This is a genomic window from Armatimonadota bacterium (assembly GCA_023511795.1).
GTDB lineage: Bacteria > Armatimonadota > UBA5829 > DTJY01 > DTJY01 > JAIMAU01.
In genome coordinates this window covers 113,992-131,012 of the sequence record JAIMAU010000005.1, presented here as the reverse complement: position 1 = coordinate 131,012, position 17,021 = coordinate 113,992, and the positions used below count along the sequence as shown (strand labels likewise).

Sequence of the window (17,021 nt, the reverse complement as noted above, 5' to 3'; positions counted from 1 at the left end):
AAATCTCGTGGTTATTGCTGTATCAGGAAAAGGTGGAGCTGGCAAGTCAACGCTGGCGGCACTTATTGTTAGGCATCTGTTAAGGAAAAATGAAAAGCCTATTCTTGCGGTCGATGCTGACCCAAACAGCAACTTCGGCGATAAGCTAGGACTCGTGGCTGATATAACAATAGGTAGTTTGAGGGAAGATGTACTCAAATCCAAGTATGCCGGTCCTGTGGGAATACCAAAGCAAAACCTAATCGAGTATGGTGTTCAAGACGCTGTTGCTGAGGGAAAAGGTTTTGACCTAGTGGTTATGGGGCGTGGAGAAGGCCCTGGGTGCTATTGCTCAGTGAACAACATGCTTCGAACCTTCCTTCAAGGATTGTCTTCAAGATATAAACATGTTGTAATTGATAATGAAGCTGGAATGGAGCACCTCAGCCGGCGTACGAATGACAAGGTTGATCTCATGCTCATTGTGAGCGACCCAACCCCCACGTGCATGCGGTCTGCAAAGCGAATTGCGGAGCTAGCTTGCGAACTAGAGGTAGTTCGTGGGCAAATGTGGCTGCTGCTCAATCGTGTTACCAATTATGGGGAAGTCGAACGTTCTGCGAGGGAATATGTGGGACTAGAATTATTTGGTTGTATTCCTGAAGATTTCCTAATTCAGAAATATGAGCTTGAGTGCAAGTCAATTCTGGACCTGCCGAATGATTCAAAGGCGGTGACAGCATTGGCTCGGGCATTCGAGCGCATCGAAATGTGAAACTTCACTGATAATTTTGAGATACCAAAAAGGAGAACGAAAAGTATGACTTTTGAGGAGCCTATAGAGAAGTGGTCATCTGGAGTTGCTACGGTTACCTTAGGTGCCACGGCTTCAGAGGGCGGAACTCGCTGCAGAAAAATAGACATTGGTGGCGCGACAACTCTTCCATTTTTAACGTTTGAAGGTATAACGCCAAATAAACCCGTAATTGCGATGGAAGTGCTCGATTGCGTGCCTTCCGATTGGCCCGAAACTTTGATCAAGCCGTTTGCTGACGTTGTAGGTAAACCAGGTGAGTGGGCAGCAAAGTGCGTAAGCCAATATGGTGCTGAAATGATATGCCTCAAGCTTGAAGGCATCCATCCCGATTCAGAAGACAAGAGTCCAGATGAAGCAGTAAAGGTTGTTGAGGAAGTATTGAGAGCGGTAGATGTGCCATTGGTGATTTGGGGTTGCGATGTTGATGAGAAAGACAACATTGTTCTCCCTGCGTGCAGTCAGGCGGCGGCAGGTGAGAGATGCTTGATTGGCACAGCTAAGGAAGACAACTACAAGACACTTGTCGCGTCATGTATGGCAGATGGACATGCACTAATCGCAGAGTCTCCGCTTGACATTAATATCGCCAAACAGCTTAATGTGTTGATTTCCGAAATGGGCTTTCCTCTTAATCGAGTTGTAATGTATCCGACTACTGGCGGGCTTGGCTATGGCATCGAATATGCTTACTCAATCCAAGAACGGGGACGGCTTGCGGCACTAATGGGTGATAAGATGATGTCACCGCCCGTAGTCTGCCAAATAGGGCAGGAGGCGTGGAATGCAAAAGAGGCAAAGGCAACCACTGAGGAAGTACCCCATTGGGGGCCAGCCGAAGATAGAGGCATAATGTGGGAAGCTATGACAGCTGTTATGCTGTTGCAAGCTGGTAGCGACCTGCTTATCATGCGCCATCCAAAAGCTGTAGCGATGGTCAACCAGATTATTGATATGCTTATGAGTAAACAACAAGCTGCAAAATAATTTACTGAAAGGAGATTTTTCACGTGATTATAATTGGCGAGCGCATCAATGGAATGTTTAAGGCTGTTAATGCGGCAATTCAAGAGAGAGATAAAGCTACAATCCAGGATCTTGCATTAAAGCAGGTGGCAGAAGGGGCAGACATGCTTGATATAAATGTGGGAACGGCCACGGAGGACCCAGTTGGAGCTATGCGGTGGCTTGTTCAGACGGTCCGTGAAGTAACTGAAGTTCCTCTTTCGATTGACAGTCCCAATCTAGTAACAGTAAAAGCTGGATTGGAAGCTTGCTCAGGACCAAAAATGATTAACTCGACTACAGGCCAGGATGAGGTGCTCAATAATTTCCTTAGCCTCGCCAAAGAGTACGATGCATCCATTGTGGCTTTGTGCATGGATGAAAAGGGTGTGCCGGTTGATGTCGACGGGCGTGTGGAAATTGCCATGCGCGTGATAGCGAAAGCTATGGAGTTTGACGTTCCTATTGATAAGCTTTATATAGATCCTATTGTTCTACCTGTAAAAGCCGACCAGACGGGTCCTGGGAAGGTGCTTGAGTCTATCAAGCAGTTCACAATGCTTTCGGAGCCAGCACCGCACATTGTTATTGGGTTGAGTAACCTTTCCCAAGGTGCTGTTGAGCGAAAGTTGATTAATCGAGTGTTTTTAGCAATGGCTATTGGAATGGGGCTCGACGCAGCAATTTTGGATCCCCTCGACACCGAGCTAATAGATACTCTAATTACCGCAGAGATGTTAATGAATCGAACAATATACAGCGATTCCTTCCTAAAGGCATACCGGCAGAGGTAAAGGATGTTGCCTCCTGGTCAAAAACCATATGACTTGGCATTGCAGATAGGACTGGATGCGTTAGTAGAAAGCCCGCCGTCAAAGGCAACGCTCGAGGCACTTGGCGCGCGTAGAAAAGATAACGTAATCTTCGTTCCAGCGCTGAATATGGTATTGCTTGTTGATCTACTGCGCCGAGATGTATTTGTAAAGGGCAGTGGGAAGGCAAAGCGCAAATGGGCTGTGCTGTGTGTTCATTACCTTGGCTCAAAGGATGTATCTGTCGACTCAAGGGAGATGACATTCAATAGGTTTTTAGATGCTCAAAGCTATGGGGTTGTTTACCAAAAGAGAATTATTGGGCGTTTTTTGGCAACTTCTGGGAGAACGGCTGAACAGTTTATCAAATTGAGCGAGAAGATAGGTGGGGAGCGCCTTCCTGAGCCAGGCGTTCGTTATAGGTTTTTCATTTTACCCCGTGTGCCGGTTATCCTGGTTAGATATGAAGGCGATGAGGAAATTGGGCCAGGTGCAAATGTTATTTACCAAGCAGATATCGAACATCTTTTGCCAGCTGAAGATAGGGTAGTAAGTGCAGAACTCTTATTAGACGCTCTTTCAGGTGTAGATATGACGGAGCTAAGCTAAAATAACCTTCACGGCGCAAAAGTGCCGCCAAAGCTCAATACAACACAATATTATGCTTCTTCGTGTCATTGCTATAGATACTACACAGATACTTGAATGAAAGCCCCTCGGTTTTTATAGGATTCCGAGATTAGTTCTTGCTCCTGTGCATGGTCGGCATGTGGGATTTGTACAGAGCAAAATATCTGGCTTTTCTGAGATCATCTCTTGCACACGCTTTACCACATCTTTCCCAAACATCAGCTTAATGCGGGATGGGCCTATACGGTAATCGCGTATTTCTCCATAGCGTCTAAGCATATATTCCACCGCATCAAAAGCATTGCTGCATGACGTTGAGGTATCAATTTGGTGTTCGTATATCGAACCGTCTGGCATAAGTACTTTGGCGTAGGGTAGGGTTTCAGTCCAACCTACCTTTGGGACACCAGCGTATTCCTCGCCTAGATGAACTGTTGTATTGCTTGTGTTTGAAACGCCAAGAAGTAGCACCTTACCACCCATTTTGGCAAGCCGATCTATTGGGCTGCCTATCCCAACAGCGCGATAAGATAAATGATCTTTGGTTAATTCAACTGCATCTGGTCCGATTACTGCAACAGAATGAGTTGGGTGAAGACTTCGAACAGCGTTTGGCCTTTTTCGTCCTAACTCGGGAATTATACCGGTCAAACACGGAGTCTCCGCTGGGTTGAAGTATGGTTGGGCAATGTTTCCGGTATAGTTGAACGTAGGAAGCATCAGATTTCCACCGGGACTTATAGCTTCAATTAGCGCATCAATAACAGTTTCCGGTCCTCCTTCAACAGGACCTAGGCTTCGAAATGAGCTGTGTAAAATCAGACTATCGCCTGGTAATAGTCCAGCTTCCCTGAGAGATTCGACGATTTCTTTCTTTGTTAGAGCCATGGAGTCTCTGCACCCTAATTTGTTGAAAATACAGCATTCATAATTTTAATACTCAAGGTGTTTTCTGGCAAGCCAAAATCTTGCAAATATATATCCGAAATAAAGTGCCATGGCATGCTGAGAAGTTGCCAATATGGTATATCACTTAACTTTTTATAATCGCTTAATAATAATATAACAAAGGTTAACAATGATTGCGCTGTGAATTAGGTGACTTGAATTAATGTTTGAATCATAGTACCCGGTTTTTCCTTGAAACTTTTGCTTTTTAAAGCCTTTCTTACGTCTTGTTTAAAAATAATTGAAATGTTCAAGAAAAGTTAAGGCAAAATTAACAGCTATTTAACCACTATTTAGCCTGCTCTTAAACTGCTTTCATTAGACTATGCCCTGGTAATGTATCTACGTGAAGTGAATTATTGACTGAATAGCCCATTTTGTTCTAGAAGAACTTAGGAATTTGGTCAACAAAGAGTAATTTCTGGTTCTTAGAAATAATTAAGCAATCTTAACGTTATGTTAAGGGTTTTCTTGAGAGCGATGTTTGGGTTGCAGAAATGAGGATTAAGGAGGTCGCCTCATGAGCTATGTTCTCACAACATGCGGGTTTTGCAGTTGCGGTTGTGCGATGTATGTGCAACAAGAAAATGGAAAAGTTACTGGACTTTTCCCTAGCGAGAATCACCCTGTTAGCAACGGCAGACTTTGCATAAAAGGGTGGAATGCAACTCCCGCAATCCTAGGGGCTGATCGCCTAATAAAACCCTTGGTTCGCAACGGTGACCGTCTTGAGGCTACTTCATGGGACGATGCAATTAATTACGCCGCTTCAGCGTTAAAGAAAATTATCTCCGAGTCAGGGCCTCAAAGCATTGGGATTATAGGCTCAGCGAAGACCACAAATGAGGAATGCTATTCGCTGGTTAAGTTTGCTCGGAGTGTAATACGAACCCCTAATATTGATGGTGCATGTCGTTTTTATGATGCCTCCTTAATACCAGCGCTCCTTGAGACGACTGGAACGCCTGGTTCACAGGTAGAGTTAAGTGCCATTCCAAAGGCTGGCTCCATTCTAATCGTCGGGTCAAACGTTATGGAACAACTTGCACATGTTGGTTCGCGAATTGAGGACGCAGCCGACAACGGGTGTAAGGTAGTGGCAATAGACCCACGGGAAACCAGACTTGCCCCACACACTAGTTTATGGCTCCATCCAAAACCAGGAGCTGACCTTGCTTGGATTAGAGCATTTCTAAAGATTATCATTGCCGAAAGGCTTTATACGAAGAATGCTCCAGAGATTCCAGGCTTTGAAGAGCTTCGTGCTTCTCTTGAAGGCATAGAAATAAGCCAGCTTAAATATTCGTGCTGGCTTGAGCCGGCAGAGGTACACAAGGCCGTTGAACTAGTTGCAAGCAATCCTCCCACTATCGTGATGTTTGGACTTGGCGCTTTGCAGCAACCTCACTCTACGGAAATTGTGAAAGGACTTGCGAACATAGCCATACTCTTGGGAGGGTCAGTTATGACTCTCCGAGGTCAAAACAACGCCCAAGGGGCATGTGATGTTGGCTTGACGAATGATCTGCTTCCGGGCTATCTGAAGCTAGCTGATCCTGTTGCAAGAAAAGTATGGGAACTAGTGTGGAACTGCCAGCTTCCTGCAGAACCTGGGATGACGGCCGTGGAGATGCTAAAAGCATGCGAGTCGGGTACACTGAAGGCATTATTGGTCTTTGGCGAAAACGTTGCACTCTCGGCGCCAAACACACAGGCAACACTCTCAGCGTTAAATAAGGTGGGGTTTCTTGCTGTTTCTGACCTTTATTTAACAGAAACGGCGAACATTGCTGATGTGGTATTCCCTGCATGCTCCTTCTTGGAGAAAGATGGCACGTTTACAAACATTGAGCGCCGCCTTCAACGTGTTCGTAAGGTTTTTGAGCGAATAGGAGAATCAAAGTCTGACCTCGAGATAATCGCCATGTTGGGTGCTGCGCTTGGTGCAAAAATGTCAGCGGACCCAGAGAAAGTAATGGCTGAAATTTCTTCATCTGCTCCTATCTACAAGGGGCAATCATTCCGCCAGCTAGATGAAGAATGGGGACGGCCGTGGGTTCCTGCGGAAAACGAAGCAAAGTTGGCGCCGATAGAAACTGTTACTAAGGATTCGGAGGGAGAATATCCATTCTATTTAATTGCCAGTCGAATTAACTTCCATCAGCAGACCGGTACAATGACAGCAAGGAGTAGTGTTCTGGCGCGTGAATACCCTGAGACATTTGCCGAAATGAACGAAGCTGATGCAGAACGGCTTGGAATCAGACCCGGAAGTTCAATTAAAATCATTTCCGAAACGTGCAGCCTAACAAGGGTACTGTCGGTAAGTGAATCAGTACCCAAAGGTTGCGTGCATGTACCTCACTTTTTTGGAGGCGATTCGCCGAATGCGTTGGCTTCTTATGAAACCGATCCTGTTTCGGGCGTTCCGATATACAAAGCTTATGCCGTGAAGATTGAGGCGGTGAGATGAAAAAGGATTACTCGATTTTAAAAAAATCTGACGTACCAGCTTTTTTTGCAAGCTTGGCTAATGAAATGCAGCTTATTGGTCCCAAGCAGTTATTTGCAGGTGATGTAACTTTCGACGTCATCCAATCACATAAGGACATTTATTGGGACTATGGCCATGTAGTTTATCCTCCAAAGCGCTTTTTACTGCCACACTTTGAGGACATGTTCCGCTATACTTGCGACGAGCAGATTAAAATTGAGCCTACATGTAATCCACAGCCCCAGGCAATCGTAGCAATCAGGTCGTGCGATGTAGCGGCAATTAGGTTTCAAGAGAACTTCTTTTCCTATCCTATAGTAGACCCATACTATAAGGAACGTCTGAACAACACAGTCCTCTTCAATCTTGTGTGTAATACGCCGCCCAAAGAGGAATGCTTCTGTATATGTTGTGATTCCGGTCCATGGCTCGAATCAGGTTTTGATGTCCAATTGACTGACCTTGGTGATCGTTTTCTTTATGAGGTAGGATCCGACAAAGGAGAAAAGGCAACCGAACCAAGGGCATATATGCTTTTGCCGGCGACGCCTGCTGATATCGAAGCACGGCGCCAAATTGAACTTCAAGCCGACTCCCGCTTCCAAACAGTGTCTTATTTGGCAAAAGCAATAAACTTTATCTCCGCTGATGAGGTCCCGGCGAAAATCTGGGAGGATTTGGGTTCAACTTGTTTTAGATGTGGTGCTTGTACGAACCTTTGTCCAGTGTGTACTTGCTTTACAGTGGATGACCGCGAAGAACCCGACGGGACCTTTACTAGATGTCGGTCCTGGGATTCCTGCCAGTACGCTGGTTTTACTAGAGAAGCAAGTGGACACAATCCCAGGCCAACATTTGGAAGTCGAGTGGCTCGAAGGTTTTACCATAAGACGTCATACCAATACATAATTCGCGATGGACGGCATGGTTGTGTTGGTTGCGGCCGTTGCATAACCGCATGCCTGACTAAGCTTGGATTACCGGATGTAGTGAAGCGCATCAGGCGAGAAATGCATGAATTCTTGCCGCCCAAAGAAAAGGCTGCCGAGGTGTAAAAATGGTTCTAACTCCAGCAAAGCCTAGGAGAATGTGGGGCGTAACAGATCAACCAAGTGCTAATCTATATGTGCCAATGATTGCCATAGTACAAGAAATCATTGATGAGACGCCCGACACAAAAACCTTCCGCCTAGCTTTTGAAGATAAAGAATATGCCAAATCTTTTGAGTGGGAGCCAGGCCAATTTGTCGAAGTAACCGTTTTTGGTGCAGGCGAAGCCCCAATTGGATTTGCTTCCGACCCTAACGAGAGGTCATTTTTCGAACTTACAGTGGTCGAGCGCGGAAAGGTAACTAGGGCAATGCATGCTCTTAAAAAAGGCGAGAAAGTGGGAATTCGTGGGCCATTTGGCAATTGTTGGCCACTTGAGGATATGAAAGGAAAGGATGTCCTGATTGTTAGTGGTGGCTGTGGTCTTGCGCCACTTCGACCTGCAATTTTGCAAATACTAGCTAATAGGAAAGAATACGGCAATTTCCTATTGCTATACGGCGCTCGTACTCCCGCAGATAGAAATTACAAATATGACCTGGATGCTTGGGCGAAAAGGGATGACATGCAAGTCCTTGAGACAGTGGATGTAGGAGATGAAAACTGGAAGGGCAATGTGGGCGTCGTTACAACCCTTTTTGATAAAATGAAAGTTGATGGCGAGAATACTGTTGCCTTGACCTGCGGCCCACCTATAATGATTAAGTTTGTGACTTTAGAGCTTCTAAAAATGGGATTCTCGGAAGACAGAATTGTTACCAGTCAAGAGCGCTATATGAAGTGCGGAGTTGGGAAGTGCGGCCACTGTTGTATAAATCATGTTTATCTCTGCACAGAGGGTCCTGTTTTTACTTATGCTCAGATGAAAGAACTATTTGAGCTCAAATTGTAGGCAAAAATGATCGAAGAGCTGGCGTCGGGATTATCTGGCAGAACTGTTGTAGTAGGCGTTGGACAGTTAGGTCATGGGGATGACGGCGTAGGCATATTAGTTGCAAGAATGCTTGCTGAAAGCGGCATCGTGCAAGTTATAGAAAGTGGCAATGCGCCGGAACTCGATACGTGGCGCATCCGTGAGATGGCGCCTGATAATGTACTATTTATTGATGCAGTTGATTTCAGTGGTTCCCCTGGTGATATTGCGCTTTTGCATTCTACTGAGCTGAGCGCTTCAGGATTAGATACCCATAGGGCGCCGTTGAAACTCACAATGGAATATTTAGAAAGCGAGCTGGGTTGTAAATGCCGTCTGCTAGCAATCCAACCTTTTTGTGTTCGATATGGAGCACCGATGAGCGAAGATGTAAAGCGCTCCGCAATTAATATTTTCAATATGCTTTCGCAGTGCATATTGGCATGCAAGTGCTGACGGGAGAGAACGATGGTAAAAGAGCAAGAATTTCTAATGGAACTATGGACACATTTTCCTGACATGCTTCAAGATCTTCAAGAGCATGTTCGGAATCAATATGTAGCAACGATTCCTCGCGAAGTATTGCCAGCAGTAGTGAAACATGCTGTCAAGCAACTTGGTGCTAGGTTTGTTATTACTGTTGCGACTGATATGCGGCAAAAGACTGGAGACTATCGGATATCCTACATTCTTGCTTTTGATAAACAAAAGAAATTTCTTGTGCTCCAGTCGGCTGTTCCTCCCGATGATATGAAGATAACTTCCGTAACCCCTGATATTCCTGCGGCAGGCTGGGCAGAACGCGAAGCATTTGATGTGATGGGCATAGTGCCTGTTGGGCATCCCGACCCGCGAAGGCTTATTCTACCAGACGACTTCCCACAGGGAGTTCATCCCTTAAGGCGAGAATTTGCTTATAATGAGATTTTCCCTCAAGAGCAAAATATGCCGCCTAGGAAGCCGGCGCCCGAAGGAACAACCGTTGTGCCCCTTGGCCCGTTCTACCCAACATTGGAAGAGCCAGCCTACTTCAGGCTATTTCTTGATGGCGAGCGTGTAGTTGGGTCTGATTATCGTGGTTTCTACAACCATCGGGCGGTAGAGAAGCTAGGTGATAGTGAGCTCAATTACAATCAAATTCCATTTGTCGCACAGCAAATATGTGGTATCTGCGGGCAAGTCCATTCATGTGCATATGCCCAGGCGGTTGAGGATGCATGCGGGATTGAAACTCCTATAAGGGCGAAATATATTCGCTCGCTTCTTCTAGAACTAGAGCGCATACATAGTCACTTGCTTTGGGTTGGGCTTGCTGGTCATATTATTGGCTTCGATACGATATTAATGCAGGCTTGGCGAATCCGTGAGCCTGTTATGTGGCTGATGGAACGCGTAACTGGTAACCGCAAGCATTACTCATCGAATTTGATTGGTGGCGTGCGCTTTGACATTGATGAGACAGCTGCTGAGGACATCAGACGAGTTATGGATAAAGTTGAGCAAGAATTAAAAGCTGTTGTTGACGCAATTTCAATCGATACAACCTTGATGGCTCGTCTCAAAGGCGTTGGAATACTCACCGAAGAAGATGCTCGCGCCATTGGGGTAGTAGGCCCAGTAGCTAGGGGATCAAACGTTCCTATAGACTGTAGAGTTGATCATCCTTATGCTGCATATGAATACTTAGATGTGCAGATACAAGTTCAGGACGGATGCGATTCGTGGGCAAGGACCATGGTAAGGGTCCTTGAGCTTTTCGAATCAATCCGCCTGGTGCGCAAGATTTTAGACGATATGCCAGGCGGTCCTGTGATGGCAAAAGTTGACCATGAGCTTCCGTCTGGACGAATAGGGCTTTGCTCGGTTGAGGCTGCAAGAGGCGAATCTCATCACTATGTTCTTACAGGTGATGAAAACAGACCCTATAGGTGGCGAGTGAGAGCGCCTACATATCCGAATCTTCAGGCAGTTGGTGTGATGATCATGGGCTTAGAGTTGGCAGATGTGCCAATAAGCATTGGAAGCTATGACCCTTGTTTCTCATGCACCGAGCGCGTAGAAACCCTTGATGTAAATACAAAAGAAATTCGCATTTACACCAGGGAAGAGCTTGAGGAAATGTGCAAGCGAAAGACCTGGGAAAAGGAGTAACGGCAAATGTTCAAAGCCAAGCTAAAGGAAGCAGTGATATGCTTTGGGGCAGGCCGGGTCACGCTTAAATATCCTTTTGAGCCGGTAAAAGTACCGCCAAAGTTCCGCGGGAAAATCGAATTTGATGCGCGAAAATGCATCGGATGCGGCGGATGTGCAAATGTTTGTCCCCCAAGATGCATTGTTATCGAGGATGTAGGAGAGATTGCAAAGATTACATTCTATCTCGACAGGTGTATTCAATGTGCAAGATGTTATGAAGTTTGTCCTGAAAAAGCAATTTGGCCAACTGACGAATTTGAAACGGCTACACCTGACAAAAGCGACTTGAGGTCTGATATGACAATATGGATGTCAACCTGTCAACGGTGTGGGCGGTGCTTTGAGACCGAGAACGCAATTGATAAGTTTCCAAGCAAGCGGTGGCGAGGAAGAGGTCCTGGTGAGGAAAACAAGCATGGCATATTTCCTGTCAAACCACCGATTGAGTTCGTCCAGCGGATGTCGCTTGTGCGTGAAAGCGAGGAAAAAATATGATTGCAGGACTTTGCAAGAAGATGTTTCCAAAATCGCTTTGGTTGTTCCACACCAACTGCGGTGCATGCAATGGCTGCGATATCGAGGTCATTGATGTCCTAACGCCATACTACGACGTCGAACGTTTTGGCATGAAGTTGGTTGGAAGCCCGCGTCACGCAGATGCTTTAGTGATTTCAGGTTCGGTTAGCAGGCAAGTAGCACCTGCACTTCGTCGTCTCTATGACGCAACACCAGATCCAAAGGTCATAATAGCCGTTGGCTCATGCGCTGTTGGAGGAAACATTTGGTTTGATACATATAACGTTCTCGGTGGGGCAGACAAGGTTGTGCCAGTGCACATGTACATCCCAGGATGTCCTCCAAGGCCAGAAGCAATAGTTTATGGCGCGGCGCTGGCTTTGGGTCTAGTGCCCAAGAAAGTGAGTGCACAGCATGAGAGCCATCTTCCGCCAGGATTCAACCTAGATGAGTATCTTGAAGCTTGGAAGGATACACCTGTCGTAACCCGCAAGTAGAGGAAGTGAGGACTGGAGATGCAACCCTTGGCAGTTGCGGTAGTCGCAATTCCGTTTTTAGGCGCGGTAGCATGTCTTGCTGTAAGGGACCGGGCATCCAAACCAACTGCAATATTAGCAACCGCGCTCACGGCTATTACTGCGGTTTTAGTGGCAGTATATATGCCGAATGAAACATATCAATTTGGTAGCATGCCCTGGCTTGGAGAGTCGGCAAAGGGGCTTTTTGGTTACCAGTTTGACCCGCTGGCATTCATTATGTTGCTAGCCTCGACGATAATTGGGGCAATTATAGCAATTTATTCTGCGGGATATTTGTCACCAGAAAATGCAGATCATCCCTTAGGGGGTGGGTATGCAAGGTATTATTTTTGGCTACTGGTATTCGTTGGCTCAATGGTGGGGATTGCCGTTTCACCTACGCTCCTTCAATTACTAATTTTTTGGGAAATGACGACTCTTACCTCATGGGCTCTGATATCATTTTATGACAATACTGAAAGCTTAAAAGCAGGAATGAAGGCGCTGGTAATGACATCAATCGGCGGCCTCTTTTTTATTACAGGGTTGGTTTGGATTTTCAGCGCAACAGGGTCGATGAAATTCTCTGCCCTAGGAGAAATGCCTATAGGTGTGCGTGCCGGAGTGTTTGCATTCTTCTTGATAGCTGCATGGGCAAAAAGCGCACAATTGCCATTTCACACGTGGCTACCTGATGCAATGGCAGCTCCAACGCCGATAAGCGCATATTTGCACGCTGCCGCCATGGTTAAGGCGGGAGTTTTTCTAATCGCAAGACTTCTTTCAGCAGGCTGGGGGCTGCCATTAGGTATGGGGCTTCTTGTTTCGATAGCTGCACTTGTAACAATGTTTGCGGCTTTGTATATGTATTTCTTCCAAGACGACCTAAAGCGACTCCTCGCATATTCGACAATAGCCCAATTAGGTTATATTTTGCTCGGTCTGGGCCTTGGTTCGTTAGGTGCAATTATTGCATTCCAAGGGGCAGCACTCCATATCCTAATGCACTCCGTAGCGAAGACGACCTTGTTTTTAACGGTAGGCGCAATAGCCTATGCTACTGGAACTCGAAGCTTGGCGAGGCTATCAGGACTATCTCAAGCGATGCCGTTGGTTGCGGTTGCATTTTTTGTGGGCGCACTAGCTTTAACAGGATTTCCACCGCTTGCATGCTTTTGGAGTAAATTTTATGTTCTTGCGGGTGCTTTGCAAGTACAAGGAGTCTTTGGGCCAATTGTATTGATTTTAGTTCTAGCGGAAAGCTTAGTAACATTCGCTTGGTTTTTATGGGTTGGGCAAAAGATCTTTTTTGGAAAGCCTATGCGGCTAGGTGTTAGGCTGAAATCAGAAACCGACCATGAGCCTGAAAATGTTCAAGTGGTTTCGGCGAGTAACGTTAATTTGCCATACACTATGTCTTTGATTCTCATTTTGCTAATTCTTGCTTGTATTGCTGCACCGATTGTAGGCATCCCATTGGTTCAGGGCATTATGCCGAAATAGCACCGGAGGTCAGAGTTCATGATGGATTTGGTGTCAAGAAATCTTTTGTTTATAGCCAGTGGCTCGCTTTTTATTGGATTCCTTGTTTTAATTGCGTATCGGGGTAATTGGCGTAAGTCGGGCTACATGGCAGTATTTTTTATGAGCGTGGCGACGCTGGCACTTTGGGTTTTGGCATTGCGTTGCCTTGCATCTGGGCAGAAGGATATCCAGCCTATTTTGAGCCTCAATCTTATTGGTGCTTCGCTGACCTTCCACATTGATAGTCTTAGCGCGGTGTTTCTGCTGGTGGTTCCATTTGTTGGTTTGCTAACCTTGCTATACGCTGTGGAATTTATGGCAAAAGTTTACAGCGAGCGAAGCCCTGCTAGATACTATCCTTTTGCGCTATTATTGGCTCTGGCGATAGTTGGAGTAGTGACAATCTCTGATCTCTTTTTCTTCTTTATCTTCTGGGAGATAATGACCCTGGCTTCCTGGGCGCTGGTGTGGTTTGAACGGGAGAATGAAGAAAAGGTCAAAGCTGCCTGGACATACTTTGTAGTTACGCATGTTGCGGCAGCGTGTATTTTGGTTGCAATGTTGGTCATCTACAGAGAGTCTGGATCGTTTGCTTTCGAAGACATAAGTAGAGCAATTGGGATAATGGCTAAAAATAACCGAGCCTTGGTACATATCCTTATGGCACTTTTCATGCTTGGGTTTGCAACAAAAGCAGGCATGTTCCCGCTAGGCGGTTGGTTGCCTCAGGCTTATCCTGCTGCGCCAAGTCCTGCATCGGCGGCGTTTGCTGGCAGTATGACCAAAATAGGAATTTACGGCATAGTTAGAGCTTTTCTAGAATTCTTTAACAACTCTGGATTGTTAACGATCTGGGGTGGAGTGATTGCTATATTTGGGGCAATCTCTATATTTGTTGGAACGCTTACTGCATTGAGGGAGGATGATTCAAAGAGAGTTCTTTCTTTCCACATAATTGGTCAAATTGGCTATATGTTGCTTGGAATAGGCACAGGCTTCTATTTCATTCAAACAAAATCCATTTTGGCTGTTCTTGCGCTAATAGCTGGGTTGTACCACGTTGTAAACCATGCATGCTATAAGTCGCTTCTGTTTTTAAACGTGGGTGCAGCAGAATATGCTACAGGCATGCGAGATTTAAACAGAATGGGTGGTTTGGGCACAATTATGCCTATAACAATGGGGGCCGCCGTCGTTGCTTCGCTTTCGATAGCTGGAATTCCTCCTTTCAGTGGTTTTGCAAGTAAATGGTTAATTTACCAGTCTGCGTTCCAAGGTGGAATTCGTATGCCATTATTCCTTGCCCTTGGGCTTATTGCTATGTTCATCTCAATTGCAACTTTAGCCTCGTTTATGAAGTTGCTGGGCGCAATTTTCCTGGGCCAGCCTGCAGAATGCACACGCCGCGCCCGAGGAGAGGTGCCAGTTGCCATGCGAGTCCCTCAAGTTGCTTTAGCTGTGGTTTGCGTTATCTTGGGTATAGCTCCAATACTACCGCTGATTGTTTTGTACCGAGCTGCGCAGGACATCTTTGGGGATAATTACGTACCGGTGTTCTCCACCCTTTTTGGTACGAACATTTCTGGAATTGCATTGAATTTTGGCAACGGGGTTGCGGGGTTATGGAACCCCATTTACGCACTAATTGCCTTGATATTTTGTTCCCTGGCATCATTGGTTATTCTACGTTTGGGAAGTGCCCAATCTCGCTCGACAGTAAATTGGTATGGTGGAGAGGAACACGAGCCTGAAGAAGTTAGGTTTCGGGCGCATGGTTTTTGCTTACCATTTAAAACAGCATTTGCAAAAGTATATCCAAGCATCAGCATACCCAAAATCTCAGCGCTGCAGGGTTTCAGAAAAGTGCTTGACCTTGATAGCTGGCTCTACAGTCCGATTCTGAAAGTAGGGGCACGCTTTACTGAACGTGTCAGCCGGACACACAGCGGAGTGCCCCATGTCTACATGATCTGGCAGCTAATAGGGGCAGTCATAGCTTTCGCAATACTGTTCATATTAATAAGAAGCTAACCCACTGGAGGTAAAGAATGACGGTTGTCGGTGGAGTTTTAGTTAATGTTATTTTAATTCTTTTGTTGGCGCCTTTGTTCGAAGGGGTAATGAGGAAACTAAAGGCGGTAGTTCACTCAAGGAAAGGACCTCCAATTACTCAGCCATACATTGATATTTTTAAGCTATTGGGCAAGGAAGATTTAAGACCTAACGATGGATTGCTATTCCGCATCGCCCCTGTGGTGGCGCTAGGTGCTTTTCTTACGGTTGCAGCTTTAACACCCATGGGATTTGGTCCCCCACTCGGCGTCGCAGGCGACATAATCGTATGGGTATATATAGTCTCACTGGCTGCCGTGGCGATTATGTTGGGAGCATTTGCCTCTGGTAATCCTTTTTCCTATGAAGGCGCTAGCCGAGAAATGATGATGCTTCTTACCGTTGAGCCAATTGTAATTGCATCGCTTCTAACAGCAGCTTTCAAAGCCAAAAGTCTTCTAATATCTGATATGGTAGGATGGAACTCGATAAATGGTCCTACTGTTTCTCTTATATTTGCAGGAATTGCTTTCTTTCTAGCATTGCAGGCAAATCTTGGAAGATTGCCGTTTGACATAGTTGAAGCCGAACAAGAAATCGTAGAAGGTCCGTTTATGGAATATAGCGGACCAAGACTTGCTTTATATAAATTAGTTTTTTACGTTCGACAACTCGTTTTTTCGTTTCTTTTTGTATCAGTGTTTGTTCCTTGGCCTGTCGTCGGGTCAAACATCCTTGCTTTCTTAATTGGCTTGGTAAAAGTCCTCATACTTCTGATTCTGGTTGCTGTAATTGATGTGGTAAATCCTAGATTGAGGATTGACCAATTAATGAACTATATGGCTAGGGTATTGTTTGTGGCTTTTGCAGCACTAGCATTTGCGGTAATTGGAGTGTAGACAATGACACACATTAGTCCCGAATTAATTCATACACTAAGCTTGCTAATGATTCTAACAAGCTTTGCAGCTGTTGAAGCTAGGAATTTACGCCATTCTACCGTTGCATATCTAGCACAGGCATTGCTGATATGTGGACTACTTTTTGCATATTCTACTCAGAACTCGGCATTGCTTTACTGGGCGGTTACTGCACTTATTACAAAGGCGGTACTAGTGCCATGGTTTCTTTGGAATGCAACCGCTGGTCATGAGCAGGAAACAAAACCCCTCATTGGCTTTGGCCCTTCAGCGGTTATACTGATTGCGCTGCTCGCTGTCATGTACAAACTTACTCATATGCATGCAAGTTTGTTTGTAGCGCAGACCCAGGAATTGGCGGAGATTGCCAATACCAACCTTGCTGTAGCATTCACTGTATTTGTGCTGGGACTATATGCCATCTTGACTAGGCGTGATGCCATAAAGACGGTTATTGGCCTTTGTCTTTTGGAGAATGGCGTGCATCTGAGCTTGGTTAGCCTTGCGCCTACGATTCGCGAAACGGCGCTTGCCGGTATCGCCACCGAAGTAGTAGTGACAGTCTACTTATTGCTTTACATCATCGGCGGAATCCGGTCGAAATTCGGCACGACAGATACATTCAAACTCTCAGAGTTACACTGGTAGAGGTG

Annotated in this window: 16 protein-coding genes; 15 read left to right on the top strand and 1 reads right to left on the bottom strand. The window is 45.8% G+C overall.

Annotation, left to right across the window (positions count from 1 at the left end):
* Window positions 1-7 precede the first annotated feature (7 nt).
* The 4 genes from K6T99_06865 to K6T99_06850 are packed head-to-tail and all read left to right on the top strand — an operon-like array spanning window position 8 to window position 3,219.
* Window positions 8-754: an AAA family ATPase gene (locus K6T99_06865; protein MCL6519539.1), complete on the top strand. Its 747-nt coding sequence runs from the start codon at window positions 8-10 to the stop codon at window positions 752-754.
* Between the two features lie 45 nt (window positions 755-799).
* Window positions 800-1,780: an acetyl-CoA decarbonylase/synthase complex subunit delta gene (locus K6T99_06860; GenBank protein ID MCL6519538.1), complete on the top strand. Its 981-nt coding sequence runs from the start codon at window positions 800-802 to the stop codon at window positions 1,778-1,780.
* A gap of 23 nt (window positions 1,781-1,803) precedes the next feature.
* Window positions 1,804-2,592, top strand: a complete 789-nt coding sequence (locus K6T99_06855) for a dihydropteroate synthase (GenBank protein ID MCL6519537.1) — start codon at window positions 1,804-1,806, stop codon at window positions 2,590-2,592.
* A 3-nt stretch (window positions 2,593-2,595) separates the two neighbouring features.
* Window positions 2,596-3,219: a DUF3786 domain-containing protein gene (locus K6T99_06850; GenBank protein MCL6519536.1), complete on the top strand. Its 624-nt coding sequence runs from the start codon at window positions 2,596-2,598 to the stop codon at window positions 3,217-3,219.
* A 114-nt stretch (window positions 3,220-3,333) separates the two neighbouring features.
* Here the strand turns inward: K6T99_06850 and K6T99_06845 are convergent, their stop codons facing one another.
* Window positions 3,334-4,128, bottom strand: coding sequence for an AAC(3) family N-acetyltransferase (locus K6T99_06845; protein ID MCL6519535.1), 795 nt, complete (start codon window positions 4,126-4,128; stop codon window positions 3,334-3,336).
* A 580-nt stretch (window positions 4,129-4,708) separates the two neighbouring features.
* Between K6T99_06845 and K6T99_06840 the strand changes: the two genes are divergently transcribed.
* The 11 genes from K6T99_06840 to K6T99_06790 all read left to right on the top strand — a co-directional run bounded on the left by K6T99_06840 (window position 4,709) and on the right by K6T99_06790 (window position 17,016).
* Window positions 4,709-6,661 (top strand): molybdopterin-dependent oxidoreductase, encoded by a 1,953-nt coding sequence (locus tag K6T99_06840; protein MCL6519534.1) that lies wholly within the window; start codon window positions 4,709-4,711, stop codon window positions 6,659-6,661.
* The gene (locus tag K6T99_06835) at window positions 6,658-7,737 is read left to right on the top strand and encodes a 4Fe-4S dicluster domain-containing protein (protein ID MCL6519533.1); all 1,080 of its coding nucleotides are present in this window, start codon (window positions 6,658-6,660) and stop codon (window positions 7,735-7,737) included. Before K6T99_06840 ends, K6T99_06835 begins: the two co-directional genes overlap by 4 nt.
* Before the next feature lie 77 nt (window positions 7,738-7,814).
* Window positions 7,815-8,624 (top strand): FAD/NAD(P)-binding protein, encoded by an 810-nt coding sequence (locus K6T99_06830; protein MCL6519532.1) that lies wholly within the window; start codon window positions 7,815-7,817, stop codon window positions 8,622-8,624.
* Window positions 8,625-8,630: 6 nt separating this feature from the next.
* Complete coding sequence (locus tag K6T99_06825) at window positions 8,631-9,101, top strand: hydrogenase maturation protease (protein MCL6519531.1); 471 nt, start codon at window positions 8,631-8,633, stop codon at window positions 9,099-9,101.
* A 12-nt stretch (window positions 9,102-9,113) separates the two neighbouring features.
* Window positions 9,114-10,796 carry an NADH-quinone oxidoreductase subunit C gene (locus tag K6T99_06820; protein MCL6519530.1) on the top strand — a complete coding sequence of 561 codons (1,683 nt, stop codon included), beginning with the start codon at window positions 9,114-9,116 and terminating at the stop codon, window positions 10,794-10,796.
* Window positions 10,797-10,802: 6 nt separating this feature from the next.
* The gene (locus K6T99_06815; protein MCL6519529.1) at window positions 10,803-11,333 is read left to right on the top strand and encodes a 4Fe-4S dicluster domain-containing protein; all 531 of its coding nucleotides are present in this window, start codon (window positions 10,803-10,805) and stop codon (window positions 11,331-11,333) included.
* Window positions 11,330-11,851, top strand: coding sequence for an NADH-quinone oxidoreductase subunit B family protein (locus K6T99_06810; GenBank protein MCL6519528.1), 522 nt, complete (start codon window positions 11,330-11,332; stop codon window positions 11,849-11,851). The genes K6T99_06815 and K6T99_06810 overlap by 4 nt, the downstream gene beginning before the upstream one ends.
* 27 nt (window positions 11,852-11,878) lie before the next feature.
* On the top strand, window positions 11,879-13,375 hold the full coding sequence (locus K6T99_06805) for a hypothetical protein (protein ID MCL6519527.1): 1,497 nt from the start codon (window positions 11,879-11,881) through the stop codon (window positions 13,373-13,375).
* Between the two features lie 18 nt (window positions 13,376-13,393).
* Complete coding sequence (locus tag K6T99_06800) at window positions 13,394-15,427, top strand: hypothetical protein (GenBank protein ID MCL6519526.1); 2,034 nt, start codon at window positions 13,394-13,396, stop codon at window positions 15,425-15,427.
* Window positions 15,428-15,444: 17 nt separating this feature from the next.
* Window positions 15,445-16,347 carry an NADH-quinone oxidoreductase subunit H gene (locus K6T99_06795; protein MCL6519525.1) on the top strand — a complete coding sequence of 301 codons (903 nt, stop codon included), beginning with the start codon at window positions 15,445-15,447 and terminating at the stop codon, window positions 16,345-16,347.
* Window positions 16,348-16,350: 3 nt separating this feature from the next.
* Window positions 16,351-17,016, top strand: coding sequence for an NADH-quinone oxidoreductase subunit K (locus K6T99_06790; GenBank protein MCL6519524.1), 666 nt, complete (start codon window positions 16,351-16,353; stop codon window positions 17,014-17,016).
* The last annotated feature ends 5 nt before the right edge of the window (window positions 17,017-17,021 follow it).